Below are 19,290 nucleotides of genomic sequence, written 5' to 3'. Positions count from 1 at the left end.
GTTGGGATCAGTCATAGAGAAAAGTCATGCCAGTAAAGTACCTCACCAGGAAAAACATGTTGATCGCCGCGGCACTGCTCAGCCTTGCCGCCTGTTCCAAACCCGCGCCGGAAGAAGGCGCGGCGCCGCCCGCCGCCGTGACGGTGCTCAAGCTGCAAGCGGCACCCGTCGTCCTCAGCGATGAATTGCCGGGCAGGGTGGCCGCCTTCCGCACGGCCGACATCCGTCCGCAAGTGGGCGGCATCGTGCTGCGCCGCCAGTTCGAGCAGGGCGCCGAAGTGAAGGCGGGACAGAAGTTGTTCCAGCTCAACCCGGCGCCGTTCCAGGCGGACGTCGATTCGGCCGCCGCCGCCCTGCAGCATGCGGTGGCCACGGCCAACCGCGCCAGCAGCCAGGCCGACAGGTTGAAGCCGCTGGTGGAGGCGGACGCCATCAGCCGCCAGGCGTATGACGACGCCGTGGCCCAGCGCGAGCAAGCCGTGGCCACCGTGGCCCAGGCGCGGGCCAGCCTGGCGCGCCGCCGCCTGGACCTGGCCTTCGCCAGCATCGAGGCGCCCATTGCCGGGCGCATCGGCTCGGAACTGGTGACGGAAGGCGCGCTGGTGGGCCTGGCCGATGCCACGCCGATGGCGCGCATCCAGCAGATCGACAAGGTGTATGTGGACGTGCGCCAGCCGGCCGCCGCGCTGGCGGCATTGCAAGCGTCGGGAACGGGCGGCGCGGACAAGCTGCCCGTGACCATCCTGGGCGCCGATGGCCAGCCGCATCCCGTCACGGGGCGCATCCTGTTCTCGGGCATCAGCGTCGATGCGGGCACGGGCGACGCCGTCATCCGCGTGCTGGTCGACAATCCGCAGCGCCAGTTGCTGCCGGGCATGTTCGTACGCGCCCGCATCGCCCGCGCCGTGCAGGCGAATGGCGTGCTGTTGCCGCAGCAAGCCGTCCTGCACAGCAGCGGCGGCCAGGCGCAGGCCTGGGTGCTCGATGGCACGAACAAAGCAAGTCTTAAACCCATCAGCGTGGGCGACGTGATCGAGCACCAGTACGTGGTCAACGGCGGCTTGAAGGCTGGCGAAACCGTCGTCATCGAAGGCCAGGAACGCCTGCAGCCGGGCGCCACGGCCGCGCCGCAGCCGTGGAAACCCGCCGTCGTGGCAACGGCGGCTGCCGCCAGGGCGCGTTGATGCACCATATGAATACAATGAAAGCCTAATGACATGCCTCAATTTTTCATCAACCGCCCCGTCTTCGCGTGGGTGGTGGCGGTCTTCATCGTCCTGTTCGGACTGATCGCCATACCGCAATTGCCGATTGCACGCTTCCCCTCGGTGGCGCCGCCCAGCGTCAGCATCAGCGCCAATTATCCCGGCGCCACGCCGCAAACCATGAACGATTCCGTGGTGGGCTTGATCGAACGCGAACTGTCGGGCGTCAAGCACCTGCTGTATTTCGAGTCGTCCACCGATACGTCGGGTTCGGCCTCGATCACCGTCACCTTCCAGCCGGGCACGAATCCGGAAATGGCGCAGGTGGACGTGCAAAACCGCCTGAAAGCCATCGAGCCGCGCCTGCCGCAAGCCGTGCGGCAAAACGGCTTGACGGTGGAATCGGCGTCGTCCGGCTTTTTGATGATCGTCAGTTTGATCTCGGACAATGGCCAGCACGATGAAGTGGCGCTGGGCGACTACCTGGCGCGCAACGTGACGGAAGAACTGCGCCGCATTCCCGGCGTGGGCAAGGTGCAGCTGTTCGGTTCCGAGCGGGCCATGCGCATCTGGGTCGATCCGGCCAAGCTGGTGTCGTACAACATCGCCATGGGCGAGCTGACGGCCGCCATCGCGCAGCAAAATGCGCAGATCGCGCCGGGCCGCCTGGGCGACTCGCCCGCCGTGCACGGCCAGCGCGTGACCATCCCGCTGACGGTGCAGGGCCAGCTGCAAACGCCGGCCGAATTTGCCGCCATCGTGCTGCGCGCGAATCCCGATGGCTCGAAAGTGACCATCGGCGACGTGGCGAAAGTGTCGCTGGGCGCGCAAAGCTTCAATTTCAGCATCCGCGAAAACGGCCAGGCCGCGTCGGGCGCCGCCATCATGCTGTCGCCGGGCGCCAATGCCGTGCAGACGGCGGCTGCCGTGCGTGCGCGCATGGCCGAACTGGCGCACACCATGCCGGCCGGGATCAAGTATTCGGTGCCCTTCGATACGGCGCCGTTCGTGAAGATCTCGATCGAAAAGGTCATCGTCACGCTGCTGGAAGCGATGGTGCTGGTGTTCCTCGTCATGTACCTGTTCCTGCAAAAGATACGCTACACCTTGATTCCCGCCATCGTAGCGCCGATCGCCCTGATGGGGACGTTTACGGTGATGCTGCTGGCCGGCTATTCCGTCAACGTGCTGACCATGTTCGGCATGGTGCTGGCCATCGGCATCATCGTCGATGACGCCATCGTGGTGGTGGAAGCCGTCGAGCGCCTGATGGCGACCGAGGGCCTGTCGCCGAAGGAAGCGACTTCCAAGGCCATGCGCGAAATCACGGGCGCTGTGGTGGGCATCACCCTGGTGCTGACGGCCGTGTTCATCCCGATGGCGCTGGCCAGCGGTTCCGTGGGCGCCATCTACCGCCAGTTCACGCTGGCCATGGCCGTGTCGATCCTGTTCTCGGCGTTTTTGGCGCTGACCCTGACGCCGGCCCTGTGCGCCACGATGTTGAAACCCATCGGTCCGCACGACCATGACAAGAAGGGATTCTTCCTGTGGTTCGACCGCCAGTTTGAGCGCATGACGGCGCGCTATGAAAAGGGCGTGGTGGCGATGCTGAAACGCGCTGGGCGCTCGATGGTGCTGTACGGCGCCATCGTCGCGGCGCTGGGCGTGGCCTTCATGCAGCTGCCGTCGGCCTTCCTGCCGGAAGAAGACCAGGGCTATTTCATTACCTCGATCCAGCTGCCGTCCGACGCCACCATGGAGCGCACGCTCGATGTCGTCAAGCTGTACGAGCAGCACGTGGCCACGCGGCCCGGTATTGAGGTAAATCAATCGATCCTTGGCTTCAGCTTTTCCGGCGCGGGGCCGAATGCGGGCCTGGCGTTCACCATGCTGAAGGACTGGAAACAGCGCAACGGCGCCACGGCGCAGGAAGAGGTGGCGCTGGCGCAGGCCGCCATGTCGCAGGCGAAGGAGGGCGTGATCATGAGCCTGATGCCGCCCGCCATCGATGAACTGGGCAACTCGTCCGGCTTTTCCCTGCGCCTGCAAGACCGCGCCAACCAGGGCATCGCTGCCCTGCAGGCGGCGCAGAACCAGTTGCTGGGCCTGGCCGCGCAAAGCACCAAGGTGGCGGGCGTGTATCCGGACGGCTTGCCGCCCGGCGCCAGCGTGCGCCTCGATATCGACCGCACCAAGGCGGAAGCGCTGGGCGTGTCGTTTACGGCCATCGCCGACATGCTGACGGCGGCCATGGGGTCGACCTATGTCAACGATTTCCCGAATGCGGGCCGCATGCAGCAAGTGATCATCCAGGCCGATGCGCCGTCGCGCATGCAGCTGAACGACGTGCTGGCCTTGCGCATTCGCAATAACGCGGGCGGCATGGTGGCCCTGGGCGAGCTGGTGCGCCCCGTGTGGAGCGAATCGCCGCTGCAGCTGGTGCGCTACCAGGGTTATCCGGCCGCGCGCATTTCGGGCAGCGCGGCGCCCGGCGTGTCCAGCGGCGACGCCATGCTGGAAATGGAGCGCCTCGTGAAGCAATTGCCGCCCGGTTTCGCGCTGGCGTGGACGGGCCAATCGCTGCAAGAGAAGGAATCGGCCTCGCAAGCGCCCATGCTGATGGCGCTGTCGATGCTGGTGGTGTTCCTCGTGCTGGCGGCCCTGTATGAAAGCTGGAGCATTCCCGTCTCCGTCATGCTGGTGGTGCCGTTGGGCTTGCTGGGCGCCGTGCTGGCCGTGATGTTGCGCGGCATGCCGAACGACGTGTTCTTCAAGGTGGGCATGATCACGATTATTGGTCTTTCCGCGAAGAACGCCATCCTGATCGTCGAATATGCGCGCCAGCTGCAGGCGCAGGGCAAGGGATTGGTCGAGGCGACGGTGGAAGCGGCCAGGTTGCGCTTGCGCCCGATCCTGATGACGTCGCTGGCGTTCGCGCTGGGCGTGGTGCCGCTGATGCTGGCCACGGGCGCCAGCGCCGAGACGCAGCATGCGATCGGCACGGGCGTGTTCGGCGGCATGATCACCGCCACCGTGCTGGCCGTGTTTTTCGTGCCCGTGTTCTTTGTCGTGGTGCTGGGCGCCGTCGACAAGATGGACACGTACTTCAACAAACGCAGTAATCGCATCGCCGTCAAGGCGGTGGAAGGAGAGTTGTAATGCGTTTGATTTTTATCACGCCGCTGGCCGCGCTGGCCTTGTCGGCCTGTTCATTGACGCCGCCGCTGGTCAAGCCGGCACCGCCGATTCCCGCCGCGTATGCCGAGGCCGCCGCGCCAGGCACGGCCGACACGGCGGCCAACCTGGGCTGGCGCCAGATGCTGCTGGACGCGCGCCTGCAGCGCCTGGTCGACATCGCGCTGGAAAACAACCGCGACCTGCGCGTGGCGTCCCTCAACGTGGAAGCCGTGCGGGCCCAGTACCAGATCCAGGATGCGGGCCGCTATCCGGCGATTGGTCTCAACGGCGGCGGCACGCGCCAGCGCGCTGCCGATGGCAAGGTACAGAATCAGTTCACGGCGGGCGTCGCCATGAGCGCGTTCGAAATCGACCTGTTCGGCCGCCTGCGCTCGCTGTCGGAGGCCGCCTTTGCGCGCTACCTGGCCACGCAGCAGGGCCAGCGGGCCGCCCACATGGCCTTGATCGGCGCCGTGGCCGACGCCTACCTGGAACAGCGGCTGGCCGAGGAACAGCTGGCGCTGGCCCGGCAAACCCTGCTCGACTGGCGCCAGGCGCTGCTCCTGACGCAGCGCCTGCACGGCGCGCAGCAGGGCAGCGGTCTTGATGTAGCGCAAGCCGAAGGACAGGCGGCTACGGCGGAAGCGGACGTGCAGGCCCGCGAGCGGGCGACTGCCCTGGCGCGCAACAACCTGGAATTGCTGCTGGGCGCCCCGTTGCCCGCCGACTTGCCGGCGGGCCGGCCGCTCGATGGCCAGCCCGTGCTGACGCAGCTGCCGCCCGGCCTGCCGTCGGACTTGCTGGCGCGCCGTCCCGATATCCTGCAGGCGGAATACGCGCTGGTGGCGGCGAATGCGGAAATCGGCGCCGCGCGCGCCGCCTTCTTCCCGCGCCTGTCGCTGACGGCGCAGCTGGGCCTGGCCAGCCCGGAACTGGGCGACCTGTTCCGCGGCGGCGCGCGCAGCTGGTCGTTCTCGCCGCAAGTGACGCAGCCGCTGTTCCAGGGCGGCCAGCTGCGCGCGGAATTGCAGCTGTCGCGCCTGCGCAAGGACGTGGCCGTGCTGCAATACGAGCAAGCGATCCAGGCGGCCTTCCGCGACGTGCGCGACGGCCTCGCGGGCAGCGCCACGTATGCGCAGCAGATCGCCGCGCAGGAACGCGTGGTGACGGCGGCGCAGCAGCGCCAGCGCCTGTCGCAGCTGCGCTATGACGCGGGCCAGGACAGCCGGCTGGAATTGCTCGACGCGCAGCGCCAGTCGTATGCGGCGCAGCAAGCCTTGCTCGACGCGCGGCGCGACCAGTTCAAGTCGGCCGTGGCCCTGTACAAGGCGCTGGGGGGCGGGCTGGAAGAGTAGCCCGCCTTGCGGGGTGGCGGCCAGCCGGGCGTGGGCTTGCCGGGCTACGCGCCGGGCCAGTCGATCAACAGCGGTTGCGGCATCCACGGGTGCCGGATGGCAGCCAGGTTCCACGGCAAGCGGCTCAGCAGTACATCGAAGGGATTGCGCGCGACAGCCAGCGTGCATTTCCCGTCGCCTTTTTGCAGTCGGCCTTCGCGCTGCAGAAATACCTGGCGCAATCCCTCGGGCGAGGTTTGTCCCACCGCTGGCCAATGGCGCATCACGGCGGCCAGCACTTGTTCGCACAGGACCCGTTCTTCTTCGCCGAGGTCGACAGGGGGAGCAGGGAAGTCCGGTTCCAGGCCGCACAGCAGCTTGTTCAGCGACAGTGCCTGCTCCTGCTCCTGCTCCGGTGCGTCGCTCCTGCCATCGACCAGGTATTGCAGCAAATGAACGGCGCGCGCGCCGTGTTCGCCGCGCAGCCGCGGCCTGCCATCGCCGCCAGTGGCGAGCAAGTCCAGCCGCTGGAACATTGCCGGCAGGAACGGGTGGAGCAGCGCCAGGCCGGCGTTGCCGATGTCGGCGATGTCAGTCGCGTGCACAGCGTCGTTCATGTGCTTATCCTGTAAATGCCCCGATCGGGCGGTTGCGCGCCAGGCTCCAGCCCGTCGTCTGCTGGTCGCCGAGCTGGACGTCGGCCTGCTGCAAGCTGTACGTCCAGAGGATTTCCGTAAAGTTCAGCTTGAACTGCTCGGTGGGCATGTCGTCGGGATGGGTTTGCAGCTGGATTTCGCTGATCAGGGCGTCTCGCAGGGCGATGGTGATGATGTTGGCCGTCTTGTCGCCCGTCTGGCGGGTGATGTACAGCCTGGTCGGCTGGTCCGGGCCGCTGCCCAGCGGCTTCGCCCGCAGGCACAGATCGTACAGTTTGACCGAGGTCGCATCGACATACTTGACGCAGGTAAATTCGGTGATGACGGGCCGGCCGGACGTGCGCGCAGGGTTGCTGACGTCGGTCGTTATTTGCTGCTTCATGCCTTGATGTAATGACACCAGCTCGATGTACCGGCCCATGCCCCGCAGCGCGGCGTCGTCGCGCCAGATGGCGTCGATACCGCCGCTCTTGCTTTCACCGTCCTGCGCCTTGCCGAACACGAGTTCCCCGTCGCCGGGTTCCAGTAAGATCAAATCCATGACGAACTCCTCCGCTTGATGGTCAGGTGCCGCCGTGCGACAGGCAACCTTTAAATCGGTGTGGCCGGGCCCAGCCTGCCTCGCCCGCGTGGTCGACAAAGCAGATGGTCAGTTGCGCGAAGCCTTGCGAAGTGAAATACACGCTGGCCGAGGCGTCCTGCCGCTCACGGGTGAGGAACCAATGGGCGTCGCCATGCGCCAGGCCCCAGCTGCTCACGCGTTGCACCAGCAAGTCGGCGTTGCCGCGCTGCACGATGGCCACGCGCACGTCCGCTTCGCCCATATTGTTGGTCTGGTAAATGCGCGCCATGTATGCTTCCTTGTTCGATCCTGGTGTCAACGGTGCTGCGACTATACACCGATTAAATTGCTTAAAGACAATCATAAATGCTGGCGCCCACTTTTTTTTGCGCCGCCGGCCTCCCGGCTGGCATGGCGCTGCAGTGAGGCGCAAGCACTGCGGTTTTGCATTGATTCAATAATTCCAGTAATATAGAAGTATTGTTTTATTTCACAGGCTGCGGCGCATGGTGCCCGCGACGCCGCATTGCACGGGACCATTACCGCATGCTGACCGCTTTCCTGATCTTCCTCGCCACCCTCATCCTCGTCATCTGGCAGCCGCGTGGCCTGGGCATCGGCTGGAGCGCCGTCATCGGCGCCTGCGTCGCCTTGCTGGCCGGCGTCATCCACTGGGGCGACATCCCCGTCGTCTGGCACATCGTGTGGAACGCCACCGGCACATTCATCGCCGTGATCATCATCAGCCTGCTGCTGGACGCGGCCGGCTTCTTCGAATGGGCCGCCTTGCACGTGGCGCGCTGGGGCGGCGGCAGCGGCAGAAAACTGTTCGTGCTGCTGGTCTTGCTGGGCGCCCTCGTTTCCGCCGTGTTCGCCAACGACGGCGCCGCGCTGATCCTCACGCCCATTGTCATCGCCATGCTGCGGGCGCTGAAGTTTTCCGCCAAGGCAACCCTGGCCTACGTGATGGCGGCCGGCTTCATCGCCGACACGGCCAGCCTGCCGCTGGTGGTGTCGAACCTGGTGAACATCGTCTCGGCCGATTTCTTCAAGATCGGCTTTGCCGAGTACGCGTCTGTGATGGTGCCCGTCAACGTCGTCGCCGTGCTGGCCACCCTGGCGGCCTTGTTGCTCTTTTTCCACCAGGATATTCCCCGCGACTATGCAGTGGCGCAGCTGAAACGTCCGGACGCCGCCATCCGCGACCTGGCCACCTTCCGCGCCGGCTGGCTGGTGCTGGTGCTGCTGCTGGTGGGCTTTTTCTCGCAGGAAAGCCTTGGCGTGCCCATCAGCCTGATCGCCGCCGTGGGCGCCGCGCTGCTGCTGGGCGTGGCCGGCAAGGGCCACGTGATTTCCACGCGCTACGTGCTGCGCCATGCGCCATGGCACATCGTTGTCTTTTCGCTGGGCATGTACCTGGTCGTGTACGGCTTGCGCAATGCGGGCTTGACGGCTTACCTGACGGGCATGCTGAACCACTTTGCGCAGTACGGCGTGTGGGGCGCGGCCATGGGCACGGGCGTGCTGACGGCGTTATTGTCGTCCGTGATGAACAACTTGCCGACGGTGCTCGTGGGCGCCCTGGCCATCGACCCGACGACGGCGCAGGGGGCCGTGCGCGAAGCGATGATCTACGCGAACGTCATCGGCAGCGACCTGGGACCGAAGATCACGCCGATCGGCAGCCTGGCCACCTTGCTGTGGTTGCACGTGCTCGACAGCAAGAACATCCACATTTCCTGGGGATACTATTTCCGCGTCGGCATCGTGCTGACCGTGCCCGTGCTGCTGGTGACCCTGGCCGCGCTGGCGCTGCGCCTGTCCTGAGTTCCGTGTATGGTGGTGGCTGTGAGCAACTTTATACTGGGATGCAATGAAATTACTGCTCGTAGGCGCTACCGGGCTCGTCGGCAGCGAAGTGCTGCGCCTGGCGCTGACGGATGCGCGGATCACGGCCATCGTGGCGCCCGTGCGCAAGCCCTTGCCGCCCCATCCCAAGCTGTCCGCGCCCCTCATTGATTTCGATCAATTACCGGCGGACGCATCCTGGTGGCAGGCGGACGCCGTCATCTGCACCCTGGGCACGACGATGAAGGTGGCCGGCACGCGGCAAGTGTTTTCCCGCGTGGACCACGATTATCCGCTGGCCGTGGCGCGGCTGGCGCTGGCGGCCGGCACGCCAGTCTATGTGCTCAATTCCGCGGCCGGCGCCGACGCCGCTTCGCGCATCTTCTATAACCGCGTCAAGGGCGAGCTGGAACGCGACCTGCAAGCGCTGGGTTTTCGTTCGCTCACGCACGTGCGGCCGGGCCTGATCGGCGGCGAGCGCGCCGTGGCGCGGGCGGGCGAGGGCGCCGCCTTGCGCATCCTGCGCGTGCTCGGTCCCGTGCTGCCGCGCCGCTGGCGCATCAATCCCGCGCCGCGCATCGCCAGCGCCTTGCTGGAAGCGGCGCTGGCCGCCGCGCCGGGCGTGCACGTGGTGACGTCGGAGCAGCTGCTGTGAGTGCGCGCCCGTGTAATCTCCCTTCCTGTTTCTGAAAAGGATAGCAATGCAGACTGTACGCCCTTACCAGGCCGGCGACCGCGACGCCTGCCTGGCCCTGTTCGACGGCAATACGCCGCGCTTTTTCGACCCGTCCGAGCGCGCGGACTTTGCCGCCTGGCTCGATACCTCGACGCATCCCTACCTGGTCATTCTGCGCGACGGCCGCATCGTCGCCTGCGGCGGCCATGCCATCGAGGCGGGCGGCAGCGTCGCCAGCCTGTGCTGGGGCATGGTGGCGCAGGATGCGCATGGCCAGGGACTGGGCCGGGCGCTGACGCAGGCGCGCCTGGACGCCATCCGCGCCGTGCCGGGCATCGCCAGCGTGCGCATGAATACCAGCCAGCACACGCAAGGCTTTTATGCGGGCTACGGTTTCGTGACGGTCAACGTGACGCCGGACGGCTTCGGGCCGGGCATCGATCAATGGGACATGGTGCTGCAACTGCCGCTGTAGCAGCGGCAGGCATGGCGCCGTGCCGCGCTCAATAATTGATTGAAATGCTAACGTTAATCGCTTACTATCGTTGGGTGTTTCAACTAGGAAAGATGCCCATGCACCCCTCGTTCTTGCTTGATTTCCCGCTGAAAATTGCCGCCAGGCACGGATGGCTGCATGGCTGATCCATCCCCGCTCGTCATCATCGCCAGCAGCGGCACCGGCGGCGACATGCAGCCGTTTATCGCGCTGGCGCAGGGCTTGCAGCAACGGGGCCGGCGCGTGCTGCTGCTGGTGCCGGGCTGGCAGGAAGCGGCCGCGCAGGCGTCAAAGTTGCCGTATCGTACCTTCGGCAGCGCGGAAGAGGGGCAGGCCATGCTGGGCAACCCCGGCCTGTGGGATGAACGCAAGGGCTGGGGCGTGGTGTGGAACGGCCTCGTGCCGCACCTGGGCGCCGTGCGCGACATCGTGCAAGGCTTGCCGGCCAACGAGGCTTGCGTGGTGCTGTGCCATCCCATCCTCGTGCCGATGGCGGCCCTGGCGCGGTCCGTGCGCCCGGACTTGCGCATCGTCGCGGCGTATCTGGCGCCATCGAACCTGTGCAGCAGCCATGATTTCCTGACGGCCGGTTCGCTGCGCATTCCCGCGTGGGTGCCGCTGGCCTGGCGCCAGGCCCTGTGGCGCATGATCCACCGCGCCATGATCGACCCGGTGCTGCTGCCTGGGCTGAACGGCGCGCGCGCGCAGCACGGCTTGCCGCCGGAAGCGCATTTTTTTGGACACATGCTGGCCGCGCCGGACGCCTCGCTGGGACTGTTTCCCGCCTGGTTCGCCGCGCCGCAGGCGGATTGGCCGCCGCACTTCGCGCAAGCCGATTTCACCGCCGCCGCCATGCCTGGCGCCGCAGCGCTGCCGCCGGAACTGGAACGTTTTCTGGGCGAGGGCGAGCCGCCCATCGTGTTTACGCCTGGCACCGGCCACCAGCATGCGCAAACCTACTTCAGCATCGCCCTGGACGTCTTGCGGCGGCTGGGGCGGCGCGGCCTGTTCCTTACGCCCCATGCGGCGCAAGTGCCGCAGCACTTGCCGGCTGGCGTGCTGTGGCAGGCGCACGCGCCGTTCGCGGCGCTGTTGCCGCGCGTGGCGGCCGTGGTGCATCACGGCGGCATCGGCACCAGCGCGGACGCCTTCCGCGCGGGCATCCCGCAACTGATCGTGCCGTTCGCGTACGACCAGTTCGACAATGGCTGGCGCGCCAAACGGCTCGGTGTGGGGGAAGTCTTGCTGGCCAAGCGCTTGTCTGCCGGGCGCATGCAGCGGCAGCTGGCGCGCCTGCTGGCCGCGCCCGAAGTCAGGCTGGCGTGCGGCGAGGTGGCCCGCCGGATGGGTGAGGGGCTTGAATCAGCGCGCCTGCTGGATCACGTCGAAGCGGCCCTGGCCGCTTAGTCTGCCTGGGGACGCCAGGTGTCGTCGAGGGCGATGACCCGGTCGTTTGCGCCGGGCACGCAGCCGTCGGCGATCGGTTCCCAGCCCCGGTGCACCACCACCTGCTTGCCGTCGTGGCAGATTTCCACGCGTTCGCTGGCGGGCAGGCGCTGGCGCGCGAATGCTTCCAGGCTGGCCGGCAGGCTCACCGCCAGCTGCATCGAGCGAATTGCCTCAGGCGGGTGGTCATCCATATGCACGAGGGGCACGAAGATGGAGCCGAGCATCAGCCAGCGCGCACCCACGTCGACGGGGGCGGGCGCATATGGTGCGGTGCGCAGCCAGTCCTGGGCGCGGACGCGCAAGTCGCCGCCTGCCGCCAGTTCGCCCCAGGCCGAGGCCAGCATTTCCACCACCCACTGATTGCAATTCTGGTATGTCAAATTGAAAGCATACGCGTTGGCGCTGTAGCGGCCCGCCAGCAACTGCTGCACGCGCACGGGGTCGAGCAGGGCGCGGCGCAGGGGCGGCACGGTTTCGGCCGGCAATTTCACGAGCGAGATGTAGCCGAGCGCCGGGTTTTCCGTGCCCATGGCGAAACCGGCCGTGCCCTGGTCGAAGATGCGCGGGCGGCCTTCGTCGCAGGCGTAGTACAGCTGGCGCGCGGACCAGCCGCTGTCATTGTCGTGGCGCCAGGCCAGCGCGGCGTGCGAATAGCGGATGCCGAAGCGGGCCAGGTCCAGGCCGGAACGGCTGATCAGGGCCACGCTGCCTTCGCTGGCGGCCAGTTCCTCGCGCACGACGGCGGCAAAGCGCAAGAGCCGGTCCTGTTCCGTGGCCGTGAGTTCCTGGGCGCGGTCGCAAAAGCGCGAGGAGGAAATTGAGGTGCCCGCCTGGGCGGCGCCAGCCAGGACGAGTGCGGCGCAGCCGGCCAGCAGCGGCGCCAGTTTGCGCAAAATCAAAGGCTGACGGGACGCGTGGCCATTTCGCCGTACCAGTCGTCGGCCAGCACGAGGAAGAAGGCGGCGCGCGTGTCGTTGCGCGAGAATTCGATGCCGTAGGCGCGGTTTTGCGCATGCACCACGTCGCCCTGCGCCAGCTGCTGCTTGTCGAGCGCCGCTTGCGGCAAGTCCAGCACCAGCGGCGTGGCCGTGGCGTCGGCCTGCATGGTCAAACGCGTCATGCCGGCGCGGCCCGGCACGGCGGCCACGTCGATGATGCGGTAGGGACCATTGGCCACCTTGTTGTCGCGCGAAGAGCTGTTGCTCGAACCGTTGAGCGAATCGGAAATGCTGCCGCTCGACTGGGAACCGGCGCTGGAGGCCGAGGAAACGAAGCTGTCGGCGTTGGCGTTGCACGCCATGGTCAGAGCTGCGGCCAGGCCGAGCATGCGTAAGGAGGTAGTCAAGGCAGTTTTCCAGTGAGCATCAATGAAAGCGGACCGGGTCCATCCCGGCTCGCGCCATCATAGCAGATCGGCCATCAGCTGAGCAGTACCTCGATCAGGCCCTGCGCTTCGGCCGACGGCTGCGTGCGCAGCGCCTGCAGCACGGGATCGTGTTCCAGATAGGCTTGCAGCGCCTCGCTGACGGTGACGCTGGCCTGCGGCAGCGGCGAAGGGACGGGAGAGAGCGCCTTGGCCAGCAGCAGCGTGTCGCGCAAGCCCTCGGGCGGCAGCATGATGGTGGAACCGGGCAAGGCGTTGACGGCGTCGGCCACCGGCAGCGGCACGCCCAGCTGGCGCATCAGCGCGCGGCCGATCACTTCCAGCGTGGATGCCATCTGCGTTTCCAGCTGGGCGTACAGGCCCGGAGTCTTGTCGGCCTGGGCCAGCAAATAAAAGCCGGCCACTTCATGCACGATGCCGGCGAACAGCGCCGTATCGGCATCCGTCTGCGTGACGGTGGTGGCCAGCCCGTGCGCCAGCGCCGCCACGTGCACGGTGTGCGCCCACAGCTGGGTGGCGCGGGCGCGCAAGGCTTCGTCGCGGATGCCCGCGTTCAGCTGGCGGATGACGGCGGCCGTCGCCAGCGCATACAGGTTGCGGTGGCCCAGCCGCTCGACGGCGGCGCGCACGCTGGTGATGGCGGGCGCCTGGCCGGGCGAGAACAGGGCCGAATTGGCCAGCGCCACGGCGCGCGCCGACAAGGTCGGTTCGCACAGCAGCAAGCGGCTGATGTCGGCCGAGTGGCAATCCGGGTTGGCCAGTTCCTTTTGCAGGAGCAGGGCCGTATTAATGCTGGTGGGAAAAGCCAGGGTTTCCGTTTCGGCGCTGGCCAAAAGTTGCGCCAGGCTGCTGAGCGTGTTGACGTGCATGGATAGGGGAGCGGGAAGTAGCAATGTCCCCATCTTATCAGGCAATCCAGGCCGCATGGCGCCCGGCTGCCTTTGCTGTCAGGCACGGCTGGCCGGTGGCGCCATTCATAAGCTGTACTTATAGACTTTAGTGGATTTGCCTGTCTATTCACGGTGGGCGAGGGCGGGTACGCTTGATCTGCCACAAGCGTGCCTCGTACGCGGCTTGTTCCATATCAATGTTTACAAGGAAAATACAGATGCGTGATGAAGTCCCCCAGCCGCAGCGGCGCACGTTCCTGAACACCTCGCTGGCCATGGTGGCCGGCGGCGCCGGCATGGCCCTGGCAGGCGCGGCCCAGGCGCAAGCGCCGGCGTCCGCGCCCACCCTGCCCATGGTCGTGGGCCATCCCCGGCGCAACGGCGTCGCTATCGAACGCGTCACGTTTCCCAACACCAGCGCGCAGACCGTCATCGCGGCCAACCTGTTCATGCCAGCCCGCTTCGACGCGGCCAAACGATATCCCGCCATCGTCATCGGCCACCCGTTCGGCGGCGTGAAGGAGCAGACGGCCGGCTTGCACGCGCAAAAGCTGGCGGAACTGGGCTATGTGACCCTGGCGTTCGACGCTTCGCATTACGGCGACAGCAGCGGCGTGCCCCGCTACACGGAAGTGCCGGGCACGCGCGTGGGCGATTACAGCGCCTGCGTGGATTTCTTCAGCAATCATCCGGCCGTGGACCCGGCGCGCATCGGCGTGCTGGGCATTTGCGGTGGCGGCGGCTATGCCGTCAGCGCGGCGCAGGTCGACCACCGCATCCAGGCCATCGCCACCGTCAGCATGTACGACATGGGCCGCGCGCGCCGCCAGGGGCTGGGCGACACGCTCACCTACGAGCAGCGCATGAAGACCTTGGACGAGGTCGGCGAGCAGCGCACGCGCGAAGCGCGCGGCGAACCGCGGCGCGACATCCGCGCGCTGCCCGAGTCGGCCGGGCCGGACGCGCCGGAAATCGTGCGCGAATTCCTCGACTACTACGCCACGCCCCGGGGCCAGCACCCGCACTCGACCAGCTTGTACGCCTTGACGAGCCTGGCGCCGATGATGAATTTCTTCCCGTTCGCGCAGATCGAGACGATCGCGCCGCGCCCGTTGCTGATGATCGTCGGCGAGCGCGCCGTCTCGGCATATTTCAGCGACGATGCGTACGCCAGGGCGGCGCAGCCGAAGGAACTGTTCGTCGTGCCCGGCGCCTCGCACGTGGACCTGTACGACCGGCCGCCTTACATCGCGCAGTCGCTGGCCAGGCTGGACGCCTTCTTTCGCCAGCACCTGGGGGCGTGATGGGGGTCTTCTCGAACAGCATGGAAGCGGGCTTCCTGGCGGCCTGCCTGGCGCTGCCCGTCTTTGCGCCAGCGCAAACGCTGGATGCGCAGAGCAAGCCACCCTCGCGCGCGCAGCAATTGATGGGGGACCTTGCGCCGAAGATGGCCGACCTCACGGACAAGGTGCTGTACGGCGACATCTGGGAGCGTCCCCAGCTGTCCAAACGCGACCGCAGCCTGGTGACCGTCAGCGCGCTGGTGGCCATGCACCGTCCCGAGCAGCTGAAATCGCACCTGTTGCTGGCGCGCCAGAACGGCTTGACGGAGGAAGAGCTGGTCGAGGCGATCACCCACCTGGCCTTCTATGCGGGCTGGCCGAATGCCGTCTCGGCGCTGGCCGTGGCGAAAGAAGTCTTCCGCAAATAACGACCGCCGCCCCGCGCGGCAAGAAAGGATATACACATGCACCGATACTCCGCGGCACTCTTGCCGCTTTGCCTGCCCGCCGGGGTCGCGTCCGCCGAGCCGGCTGCCGCGCCAGCGGCCGTCACCGTCACGCGCGCCGCCGCCATGCCGGCTAGCATGGGCGACGCCGCCTATTTCACGGGGAAGGTCGCAGTCGACGCCAGGTTCCAGCGCCTGGCGCCGGCCCGCGTGGGCGGCGCCATCGTCACCTTCGCGCCCGGCGCCCGCACGGCGTGGCATACGCACCCGTTGGGCCAGACCCTGATCGTCACGCAAGGCCAGGGTTGGGTGCAGCACTGGCAGGGCCCGCTGCAGCAGCTGGCCGTGGGCGACGTGGCGTGGATACCGCCCGGCGTCAAGCACTGGCATGGCGCCACGGCCACGTCCGCCATGCAGCATGTTGCCATCGCCGAGGCGCAGGATGGCACGGTGGTAACGTGGCTGGAGCAGGTGGCCGATGACGGCTATCCGCGCTAAGGCGCCGGCCAGGCAGCTTGCGGCAGCAGCAGCGCATGCTGGCTGGCCGTGTGGAAATCGCGCCACACGCGGTTGATGGTGCTGTCTTCGCGGGCCGCGTACAGGCCGCAATACGGATACACATCACCGACGGCCGCGCGGCATGCGGCGACCAGGTCCAGTGAACGTTCCTGCACGGCTTGCATGGCATCCGCGCCGAGCGCCGCGCCGCCCGCGACCTGCGCCCAGCTGTCGTCCAGCACGGCATAGAAGCGGGTGCGGGCGGCCGCGAACGCTTGTTTCCTGTCTTGCAGCATGGCGGCCACTTCCGGCACGTCCAGCAGCGGCAAGCCGGCGCGCGCATGGCGGCGGTGGCGCATGCCTTCTTCGGCCAGTTGCATGAAATGGCTGGCCATGCCGGCCACGTTGGCGGCCAGGGTCACGTAGGCCAGCGAATAGAACGGGTAGCGGTACAGGGGGCCGCCGGCCGTCGCGGCCGAAGGATCGATGGTGAAACCGTGCTCCTTGGCAACCCATTGACCGTCGATGCGGTAGCTGTGCGAGGCGCTGGCGCGCATGCCGATGCTGTTCCACGAGGGCACCAGCTGCACCAGGGCGGCGGGCACGAGGAAGGCGCGGATGCGCGGCTTGCCATCCGCATCGAGCAGGGGCTGGCCATCGCGCCGCAGCCGGGCGTTCAGCGTGAAGTGGGTCGCCATCGGCGCGCCGCTGGCGTAGTCCCAGCTGCCCGTGATGCGGTAGCCGTCGCCTTCCTCTTCCGCATCACCGGTGGCCGCGCCGCTGCCGCCCAGGCAGACGCGTGGCGTGCCGATGATGGCCCGCGCCATGTCGGGCGCCAGGAAACCCGCAAACCATCCGGCACCCGCGCACAGGGTCAGCACCCAGCCCATGCTGCCGTCGACGGCGGCCACGGCTTCCTCCAGGCGCACCACTTGCGGCAAGGGCAGCTCGGCTCCGCCCGCGCCGCGCGGCGCCAGCATCGTCAGCCAGCCGCGCCGGTGCAGCAGCGCTTGCTGGGCCGGATGCAGGAAGCGGGCGGCGTCGGCGGCCGGCGCGTGGCGTGCGATGCGGCGCGCATCGCGCCCGGAAAGGGTAGCAGGGGTAGCGAGGGCAGCGTGCGGCATGGGCAGAATCCGGCAATGGCGAAGGCGGGCATTTTCGCACAGAGCTGCATGCCGTGGGCGGCGCGAGCGCGTTGCACCGTGCAACGCCGCCCCTTGCGTCAAATCACTTTCCGATCTGTTTGCTGACCACATTTTCCTGCTGGTTCAGCGCGCGCTGGTCCGCCTTGGTGATATGGCCGTTATCGAGCTTGGCCATGCTGCGCTCTTCGCGGCGGATGCTGCGGTCCTCGCGGTGCAGGGCGGCCGCCTGTCCCTTGCTGATCTCGCCTTCCTTGACTTCCTTATGGATGCGCGCGTTCTGATGCGCGAGGCGGTTGTTCACCTGTTCGCGGCGGGGATGGTTTTTCTGCCAGGTCGTTTCTGCGGCAAAGCTGCTGGCGGCAACCGAGGCAAGCACGATCACGGTGATGGCGGACAGGACGGTGGTTTTCATTGTAGTCTCCAGGTGGTCGATCAGGGATGTCACACTGCCTGAACGCGCTGCCGGGGCCGCCGGTAGACAGTTTTTATGTATAAAATGTAAGCAAATGTGGCCGGAAACACCGTTCTTGCCGCATCATGGAGCGGACTAGCGCCACTCACCAGGAGCCTCCATGAGCGCACCGGCTGCGACGCAAATGAACCGCTGGCAAGATGCCAGCGCCGGCCTGTCGATCGCCGGCCTGCTGCTGCCGGAAGCGGTGGCGTATGCCAGCATCGGCAACCTGGCGCCGCAGGCGGGCATCCTGGCCCTGTTTGCGGGCTTGCTGTGCTACGGCGTGCTGGGCACGAGCCGCTTTGCCATCGTCTCGGCCACGTCGTCCTCGGCCGCCGTGCTGGCCGCCGCCATGGCATCCATGCCGGGCGGCACGGCGGGGCACCGGCTGATGCTGATGGCGGGACTGGTGATATTGACGGGGGCATTTTTCCTGCTGGCCTGGCTGGCCAGGCTGGGCAGCATCACGGAATTCATCGCCAAGCCCGTGCTGCGGGGCTTTTCCTTCGGCCTGGCCATCGTGATCATCGTGAAGCAGTTGCCCGGCGTGCTGGGCGTGCAGCCGGCGCACGGCGATGTGCCGCATCTGCTGGCGGGCCTGCTGGCAGGTGCAGGGCAGTGGAACGGCAGTGGCGCCGGCCTGTGCGCAGCGGCGCTGCTGTCGCTGTTCCTGCTGCGGCGGCTGCAGCGCTGGCCTGCCGGCCTGATCGTCATCGGGCTGGGCATCGCCGCCGGGCAATGGCTGGACTTGCCGCGCCATGGCGTGGCCCTGGTGGGCGCCATCGATGTGCGCCTGGCCATGCCTGTCTTGCCGCGCCTGACGCAGGCGGAATGGACGCGCCTGGCCGAGCTGGCGTTTGCCCTGGCGCTGATCCTGTATGCGGAATCGTATGGCGCCATCCGCAGTTTTGCCTTGAAGCATGGCGACGCCGTGGCGCCCGAGCGCGACTTGCTGGCGCTGGGCGCGGCGAACGTGGTGGCGGGCCTGTTCCAGGCCATGCCGGTGGGCGCCGGCTATTCGGCCACCTCCGCCAACGAGGCGGCCGGCGCCACCTCGCGCCTGGCGGGGCTGGTGGCCGCCGCCGTCGTGGGCGTCATCGTGCTGACCCTGCTGCCGCTGGTGGCCCTGATTCCCGTGCCCGTGCTGGCCGCCGTGGTCATCCATACCGTCAGTCATACCCTGAACCCTGTTTCCTTGCGGCCTTATTTCACCTGGCGCCGCGACCGCCTGCTGGCGCTGGCGGCCATTGCCGGCGTGCTGCTGTTCGGCGTGCTCGACGGCTTGCTGGCAGCCATCGCCATGAGCCTGCTACTGATGCTGCGCCGCCTGTCGCGGCCGGGCCTGTCCGTGCTGGGCCGGCTGGGCGACAGCCACGATTACGTGAAGCTGGCGTTGTACCCGGCGGCCCGCGCGCAGCCCGACACGTTGATCCTGCGCCTCGATGAACCCTTGTTCTTCGTCAATGCCGAGCGCAGCCTGCACCTGGCGCGCACCCTGCTGGAGGAGCGGGCCGGTCCGCTGCGCAAGGTGATCCTCAGCCTGGAAGAGTCGCCCGACCTCGATGGCAGCAGCGTCGAAGCCTTGCGCGACTTTGCCGCGTTTGCGCGCCAGCGGGGGCTGGCCCTGGCGCTGGCGCGGCTGAAGGAGCCGGCGTGCGCCGTGCTGCAACTGGCGCTGCGCGACATGCTGGCTGCCGAAGCGGGGCCGGCGCTGCTGCTCAGCGAATTGAGCGTGGCCGAGGCCGTGCGCCTGCTGGGCTGCGCCACGCCTGAAAAGTAGCGGCGAC

19 protein-coding genes are annotated in these 19,290 nt (G+C 67.3%); 11 read left to right on the top strand and 8 right to left on the bottom strand.

What is annotated here, in order from left to right; translation table 11 throughout:
* Positions 1 to 56: 56 nt before the first annotated feature.
* Genes CLU94_RS01305 through CLU94_RS01295 form a run of 3 tightly spaced genes read left to right on the top strand, consistent with a single transcriptional unit; the run spans position 57 to position 5,737 of the window.
* Positions 57 to 1,184, top strand: a complete 1,128-nt coding sequence (locus tag CLU94_RS01305) for an efflux RND transporter periplasmic adaptor subunit (protein WP_257218638.1) — start codon at positions 57 to 59, stop codon at positions 1,182 to 1,184.
* A gap of 33 nt (positions 1,185 to 1,217) precedes the next feature.
* Entirely contained in the window at positions 1,218 to 4,364 is a 3,147-nt protein-coding gene (locus CLU94_RS01300) for an efflux RND transporter permease subunit (protein WP_099664297.1), read from the top strand.
* Positions 4,364 to 5,737, top strand: a complete 1,374-nt coding sequence (locus tag CLU94_RS01295) for an efflux transporter outer membrane subunit (protein ID WP_099664296.1) — start codon at positions 4,364 to 4,366, stop codon at positions 5,735 to 5,737. The genes CLU94_RS01300 and CLU94_RS01295 overlap by 1 nt, the downstream gene beginning before the upstream one ends.
* A 44-nt stretch (positions 5,738 to 5,781) precedes the next feature.
* On the opposite strand, the gene CLU94_RS01290 is transcribed toward CLU94_RS01295, so the two are convergent.
* The 3 genes from CLU94_RS01290 to CLU94_RS01280 are packed head-to-tail and all read right to left on the bottom strand — an operon-like array spanning position 5,782 to position 7,223.
* Positions 5,782 to 6,333 carry a contractile injection system tape measure protein gene (locus CLU94_RS01290; protein ID WP_099664295.1) on the bottom strand — a complete coding sequence of 184 codons (552 nt, stop codon included), beginning with the start codon at positions 6,331 to 6,333 and terminating at the stop codon, positions 5,782 to 5,784.
* Between the two features lie 4 nt (positions 6,334 to 6,337).
* Complete coding sequence (locus CLU94_RS01285; RefSeq protein ID WP_099664294.1) at positions 6,338 to 6,913, bottom strand: Hcp family type VI secretion system effector; 576 nt, start codon at positions 6,911 to 6,913, stop codon at positions 6,338 to 6,340.
* A 22-nt stretch (positions 6,914 to 6,935) separates the two neighbouring features.
* Positions 6,936 to 7,223 carry a DUF6150 family protein gene (locus tag CLU94_RS01280; RefSeq protein WP_099664293.1) on the bottom strand — a complete coding sequence of 96 codons (288 nt, stop codon included), beginning with the start codon at positions 7,221 to 7,223 and terminating at the stop codon, positions 6,936 to 6,938.
* 257 nt (positions 7,224 to 7,480) lie between these two features.
* Between CLU94_RS01280 and CLU94_RS01275 the strand changes: the two genes are divergently transcribed.
* The 4 genes from CLU94_RS01275 to CLU94_RS01260 all read left to right on the top strand — a co-directional run bounded on the left by CLU94_RS01275 (position 7,481) and on the right by CLU94_RS01260 (position 11,361).
* On the top strand, positions 7,481 to 8,761 hold the full coding sequence (locus CLU94_RS01275; protein ID WP_099664292.1) for an arsenic transporter: 1,281 nt from the start codon (positions 7,481 to 7,483) through the stop codon (positions 8,759 to 8,761).
* A 46-nt stretch (positions 8,762 to 8,807) separates the two neighbouring features.
* Positions 8,808 to 9,437: an NAD-dependent dehydratase gene (locus CLU94_RS01270; protein WP_099664291.1), complete on the top strand. Its 630-nt coding sequence runs from the start codon at positions 8,808 to 8,810 to the stop codon at positions 9,435 to 9,437.
* 46 nt (positions 9,438 to 9,483) lie between these two features.
* Positions 9,484 to 9,933 (top strand): GNAT family N-acetyltransferase, encoded by a 450-nt coding sequence (locus CLU94_RS01265; protein WP_099664290.1) that lies wholly within the window; start codon positions 9,484 to 9,486, stop codon positions 9,931 to 9,933.
* Positions 9,934 to 10,092: 159 nt separating this feature from the next.
* Entirely contained in the window at positions 10,093 to 11,361 is a 1,269-nt protein-coding gene (locus CLU94_RS01260) for a nucleotide disphospho-sugar-binding domain-containing protein (RefSeq protein ID WP_099664289.1), read from the top strand.
* Here the strand turns inward: CLU94_RS01260 and CLU94_RS01255 are convergent.
* The 3 genes from CLU94_RS01255 to CLU94_RS01245 form a co-directional block, all read right to left on the bottom strand.
* Complete coding sequence (locus CLU94_RS01255) at positions 11,358 to 12,302, bottom strand: DUF2145 domain-containing protein (RefSeq protein ID WP_099664288.1); 945 nt, start codon at positions 12,300 to 12,302, stop codon at positions 11,358 to 11,360. The two genes, CLU94_RS01260 and CLU94_RS01255, sit on opposite strands and share 4 nt — an antisense overlap.
* On the bottom strand, positions 12,299 to 12,730 hold the full coding sequence (locus CLU94_RS01250; RefSeq protein WP_099664287.1) for a hypothetical protein: 432 nt from the start codon (positions 12,728 to 12,730) through the stop codon (positions 12,299 to 12,301). Before CLU94_RS01250 ends, CLU94_RS01255 begins: the two co-directional genes overlap by 4 nt.
* 92 nt (positions 12,731 to 12,822) lie before the next feature.
* Positions 12,823 to 13,689 (bottom strand): HDOD domain-containing protein, encoded by an 867-nt coding sequence (locus CLU94_RS01245; protein WP_257218637.1) that lies wholly within the window; start codon positions 13,687 to 13,689, stop codon positions 12,823 to 12,825.
* A gap of 206 nt (positions 13,690 to 13,895) precedes the next feature.
* On the opposite strand from CLU94_RS01245, the gene CLU94_RS01240 reads away from it, so the two are divergent.
* From CLU94_RS01240 to CLU94_RS01230, 3 genes are read left to right on the top strand one after another with little or no spacing between them, the layout of a single operon-like run.
* Positions 13,896 to 14,981 (top strand): alpha/beta hydrolase, encoded by a 1,086-nt coding sequence (locus CLU94_RS01240; protein ID WP_099664286.1) that lies wholly within the window; start codon positions 13,896 to 13,898, stop codon positions 14,979 to 14,981.
* Positions 14,981 to 15,388, top strand: a complete 408-nt coding sequence (locus CLU94_RS01235; RefSeq protein WP_099664285.1) for a carboxymuconolactone decarboxylase family protein — start codon at positions 14,981 to 14,983, stop codon at positions 15,386 to 15,388. Before CLU94_RS01240 ends, CLU94_RS01235 begins: the two co-directional genes overlap by 1 nt.
* 36 nt (positions 15,389 to 15,424) lie before the next feature.
* A complete protein-coding gene (locus CLU94_RS01230; protein ID WP_099664284.1) occupies positions 15,425 to 15,904 on the top strand; it encodes a (R)-mandelonitrile lyase in 480 nt (159 codons plus the stop codon).
* Here CLU94_RS01230 and CLU94_RS01225 read toward each other — a convergent pair.
* A complete protein-coding gene (locus CLU94_RS01225; RefSeq protein ID WP_099664283.1) occupies positions 15,901 to 17,028 on the bottom strand; it encodes an acyl-CoA dehydrogenase in 1,128 nt (375 codons plus the stop codon). The genes CLU94_RS01230 and CLU94_RS01225 overlap by 4 nt on opposite strands.
* 103 nt (positions 17,029 to 17,131) lie before the next feature.
* A complete protein-coding gene (locus tag CLU94_RS01220) occupies positions 17,132 to 17,461 on the bottom strand; it encodes a hypothetical protein (protein ID WP_099664282.1) in 330 nt (109 codons plus the stop codon).
* A gap of 160 nt (positions 17,462 to 17,621) precedes the next feature.
* Here CLU94_RS01220 and CLU94_RS01215 point away from each other — a divergent pair, with 160 nt between their 5' ends.
* Positions 17,622 to 19,283, top strand: coding sequence for a SulP family inorganic anion transporter (locus CLU94_RS01215; protein ID WP_099664281.1), 1,662 nt, complete (start codon positions 17,622 to 17,624; stop codon positions 19,281 to 19,283).
* Positions 19,284 to 19,290 lie beyond the last annotated feature (7 nt).

The sequence above is a fragment of the Janthinobacterium sp. 13 genome, from assembly GCF_002749695.1.
GTDB lineage: Bacteria > Pseudomonadota > Gammaproteobacteria > Burkholderiales > Burkholderiaceae_D > Janthinobacterium > Janthinobacterium kumbetense.
Note: the sequence above shows the minus strand (reverse complement) of the source record. Positions and strands in the feature narration are given on the sequence as shown.

What these genes read in the sequence shown, in the direction of transcription:
- CLU94_RS01305 (WP_257218638.1), top strand. Translation starts at nt 57, where the DNA reads ATGTTGATCGCCGCGGCACTGCTCAGCCTTGCCGCCTGTTCCAAACCC.
- CLU94_RS01300 (WP_099664297.1), top strand. Translation starts at nt 1,218, where the DNA reads ATGCCTCAATTTTTCATCAACCGCCCCGTCTTCGCGTGGGTGGTGGCG.
- CLU94_RS01295 (WP_099664296.1), top strand. Translation starts at nt 4,364, where the DNA reads ATGCGTTTGATTTTTATCACGCCGCTGGCCGCGCTGGCCTTGTCGGCC.
- CLU94_RS01290 (WP_099664295.1), bottom strand. Translation starts at nt 6,333, where the DNA reads ATGAACGACGCTGTGCACGCGACTGACATCGCCGACATCGGCAACGCC.
- CLU94_RS01285 (WP_099664294.1), bottom strand. Translation starts at nt 6,913, where the DNA reads ATGGATTTGATCTTACTGGAACCCGGCGACGGGGAACTCGTGTTCGGC.
- CLU94_RS01280 (WP_099664293.1), bottom strand. Translation starts at nt 7,223, where the DNA reads ATGGCGCGCATTTACCAGACCAACAATATGGGCGAAGCGGACGTGCGC.
- CLU94_RS01275 (WP_099664292.1), top strand. Translation starts at nt 7,481, where the DNA reads ATGCTGACCGCTTTCCTGATCTTCCTCGCCACCCTCATCCTCGTCATC.
- CLU94_RS01270 (WP_099664291.1), top strand. Translation starts at nt 8,808, where the DNA reads ATGAAATTACTGCTCGTAGGCGCTACCGGGCTCGTCGGCAGCGAAGTG.
- CLU94_RS01265 (WP_099664290.1), top strand. Translation starts at nt 9,484, where the DNA reads ATGCAGACTGTACGCCCTTACCAGGCCGGCGACCGCGACGCCTGCCTG.
- CLU94_RS01260 (WP_099664289.1), top strand. Translation starts at nt 10,093, where the DNA reads ATGGCTGATCCATCCCCGCTCGTCATCATCGCCAGCAGCGGCACCGGC.
- CLU94_RS01250 (WP_099664287.1), bottom strand. Translation starts at nt 12,730, where the DNA reads ATGCTCGGCCTGGCCGCAGCTCTGACCATGGCGTGCAACGCCAACGCC.
- CLU94_RS01245 (WP_257218637.1), bottom strand. Translation starts at nt 13,689, where the DNA reads ATGGGGACATTGCTACTTCCCGCTCCCCTATCCATGCACGTCAACACG.
- CLU94_RS01240 (WP_099664286.1), top strand. Translation starts at nt 13,896, where the DNA reads ATGCGTGATGAAGTCCCCCAGCCGCAGCGGCGCACGTTCCTGAACACC.
- CLU94_RS01235 (WP_099664285.1), top strand. Translation starts at nt 14,981, where the DNA reads ATGGGGGTCTTCTCGAACAGCATGGAAGCGGGCTTCCTGGCGGCCTGC.
- CLU94_RS01230 (WP_099664284.1), top strand. Translation starts at nt 15,425, where the DNA reads ATGCACCGATACTCCGCGGCACTCTTGCCGCTTTGCCTGCCCGCCGGG.
- CLU94_RS01225 (WP_099664283.1), bottom strand. Translation starts at nt 17,028, where the DNA reads ATGCCGCACGCTGCCCTCGCTACCCCTGCTACCCTTTCCGGGCGCGAT.
- CLU94_RS01220 (WP_099664282.1), bottom strand. Translation starts at nt 17,461, where the DNA reads ATGAAAACCACCGTCCTGTCCGCCATCACCGTGATCGTGCTTGCCTCG.
- CLU94_RS01215 (WP_099664281.1), top strand. Translation starts at nt 17,622, where the DNA reads ATGAGCGCACCGGCTGCGACGCAAATGAACCGCTGGCAAGATGCCAGC.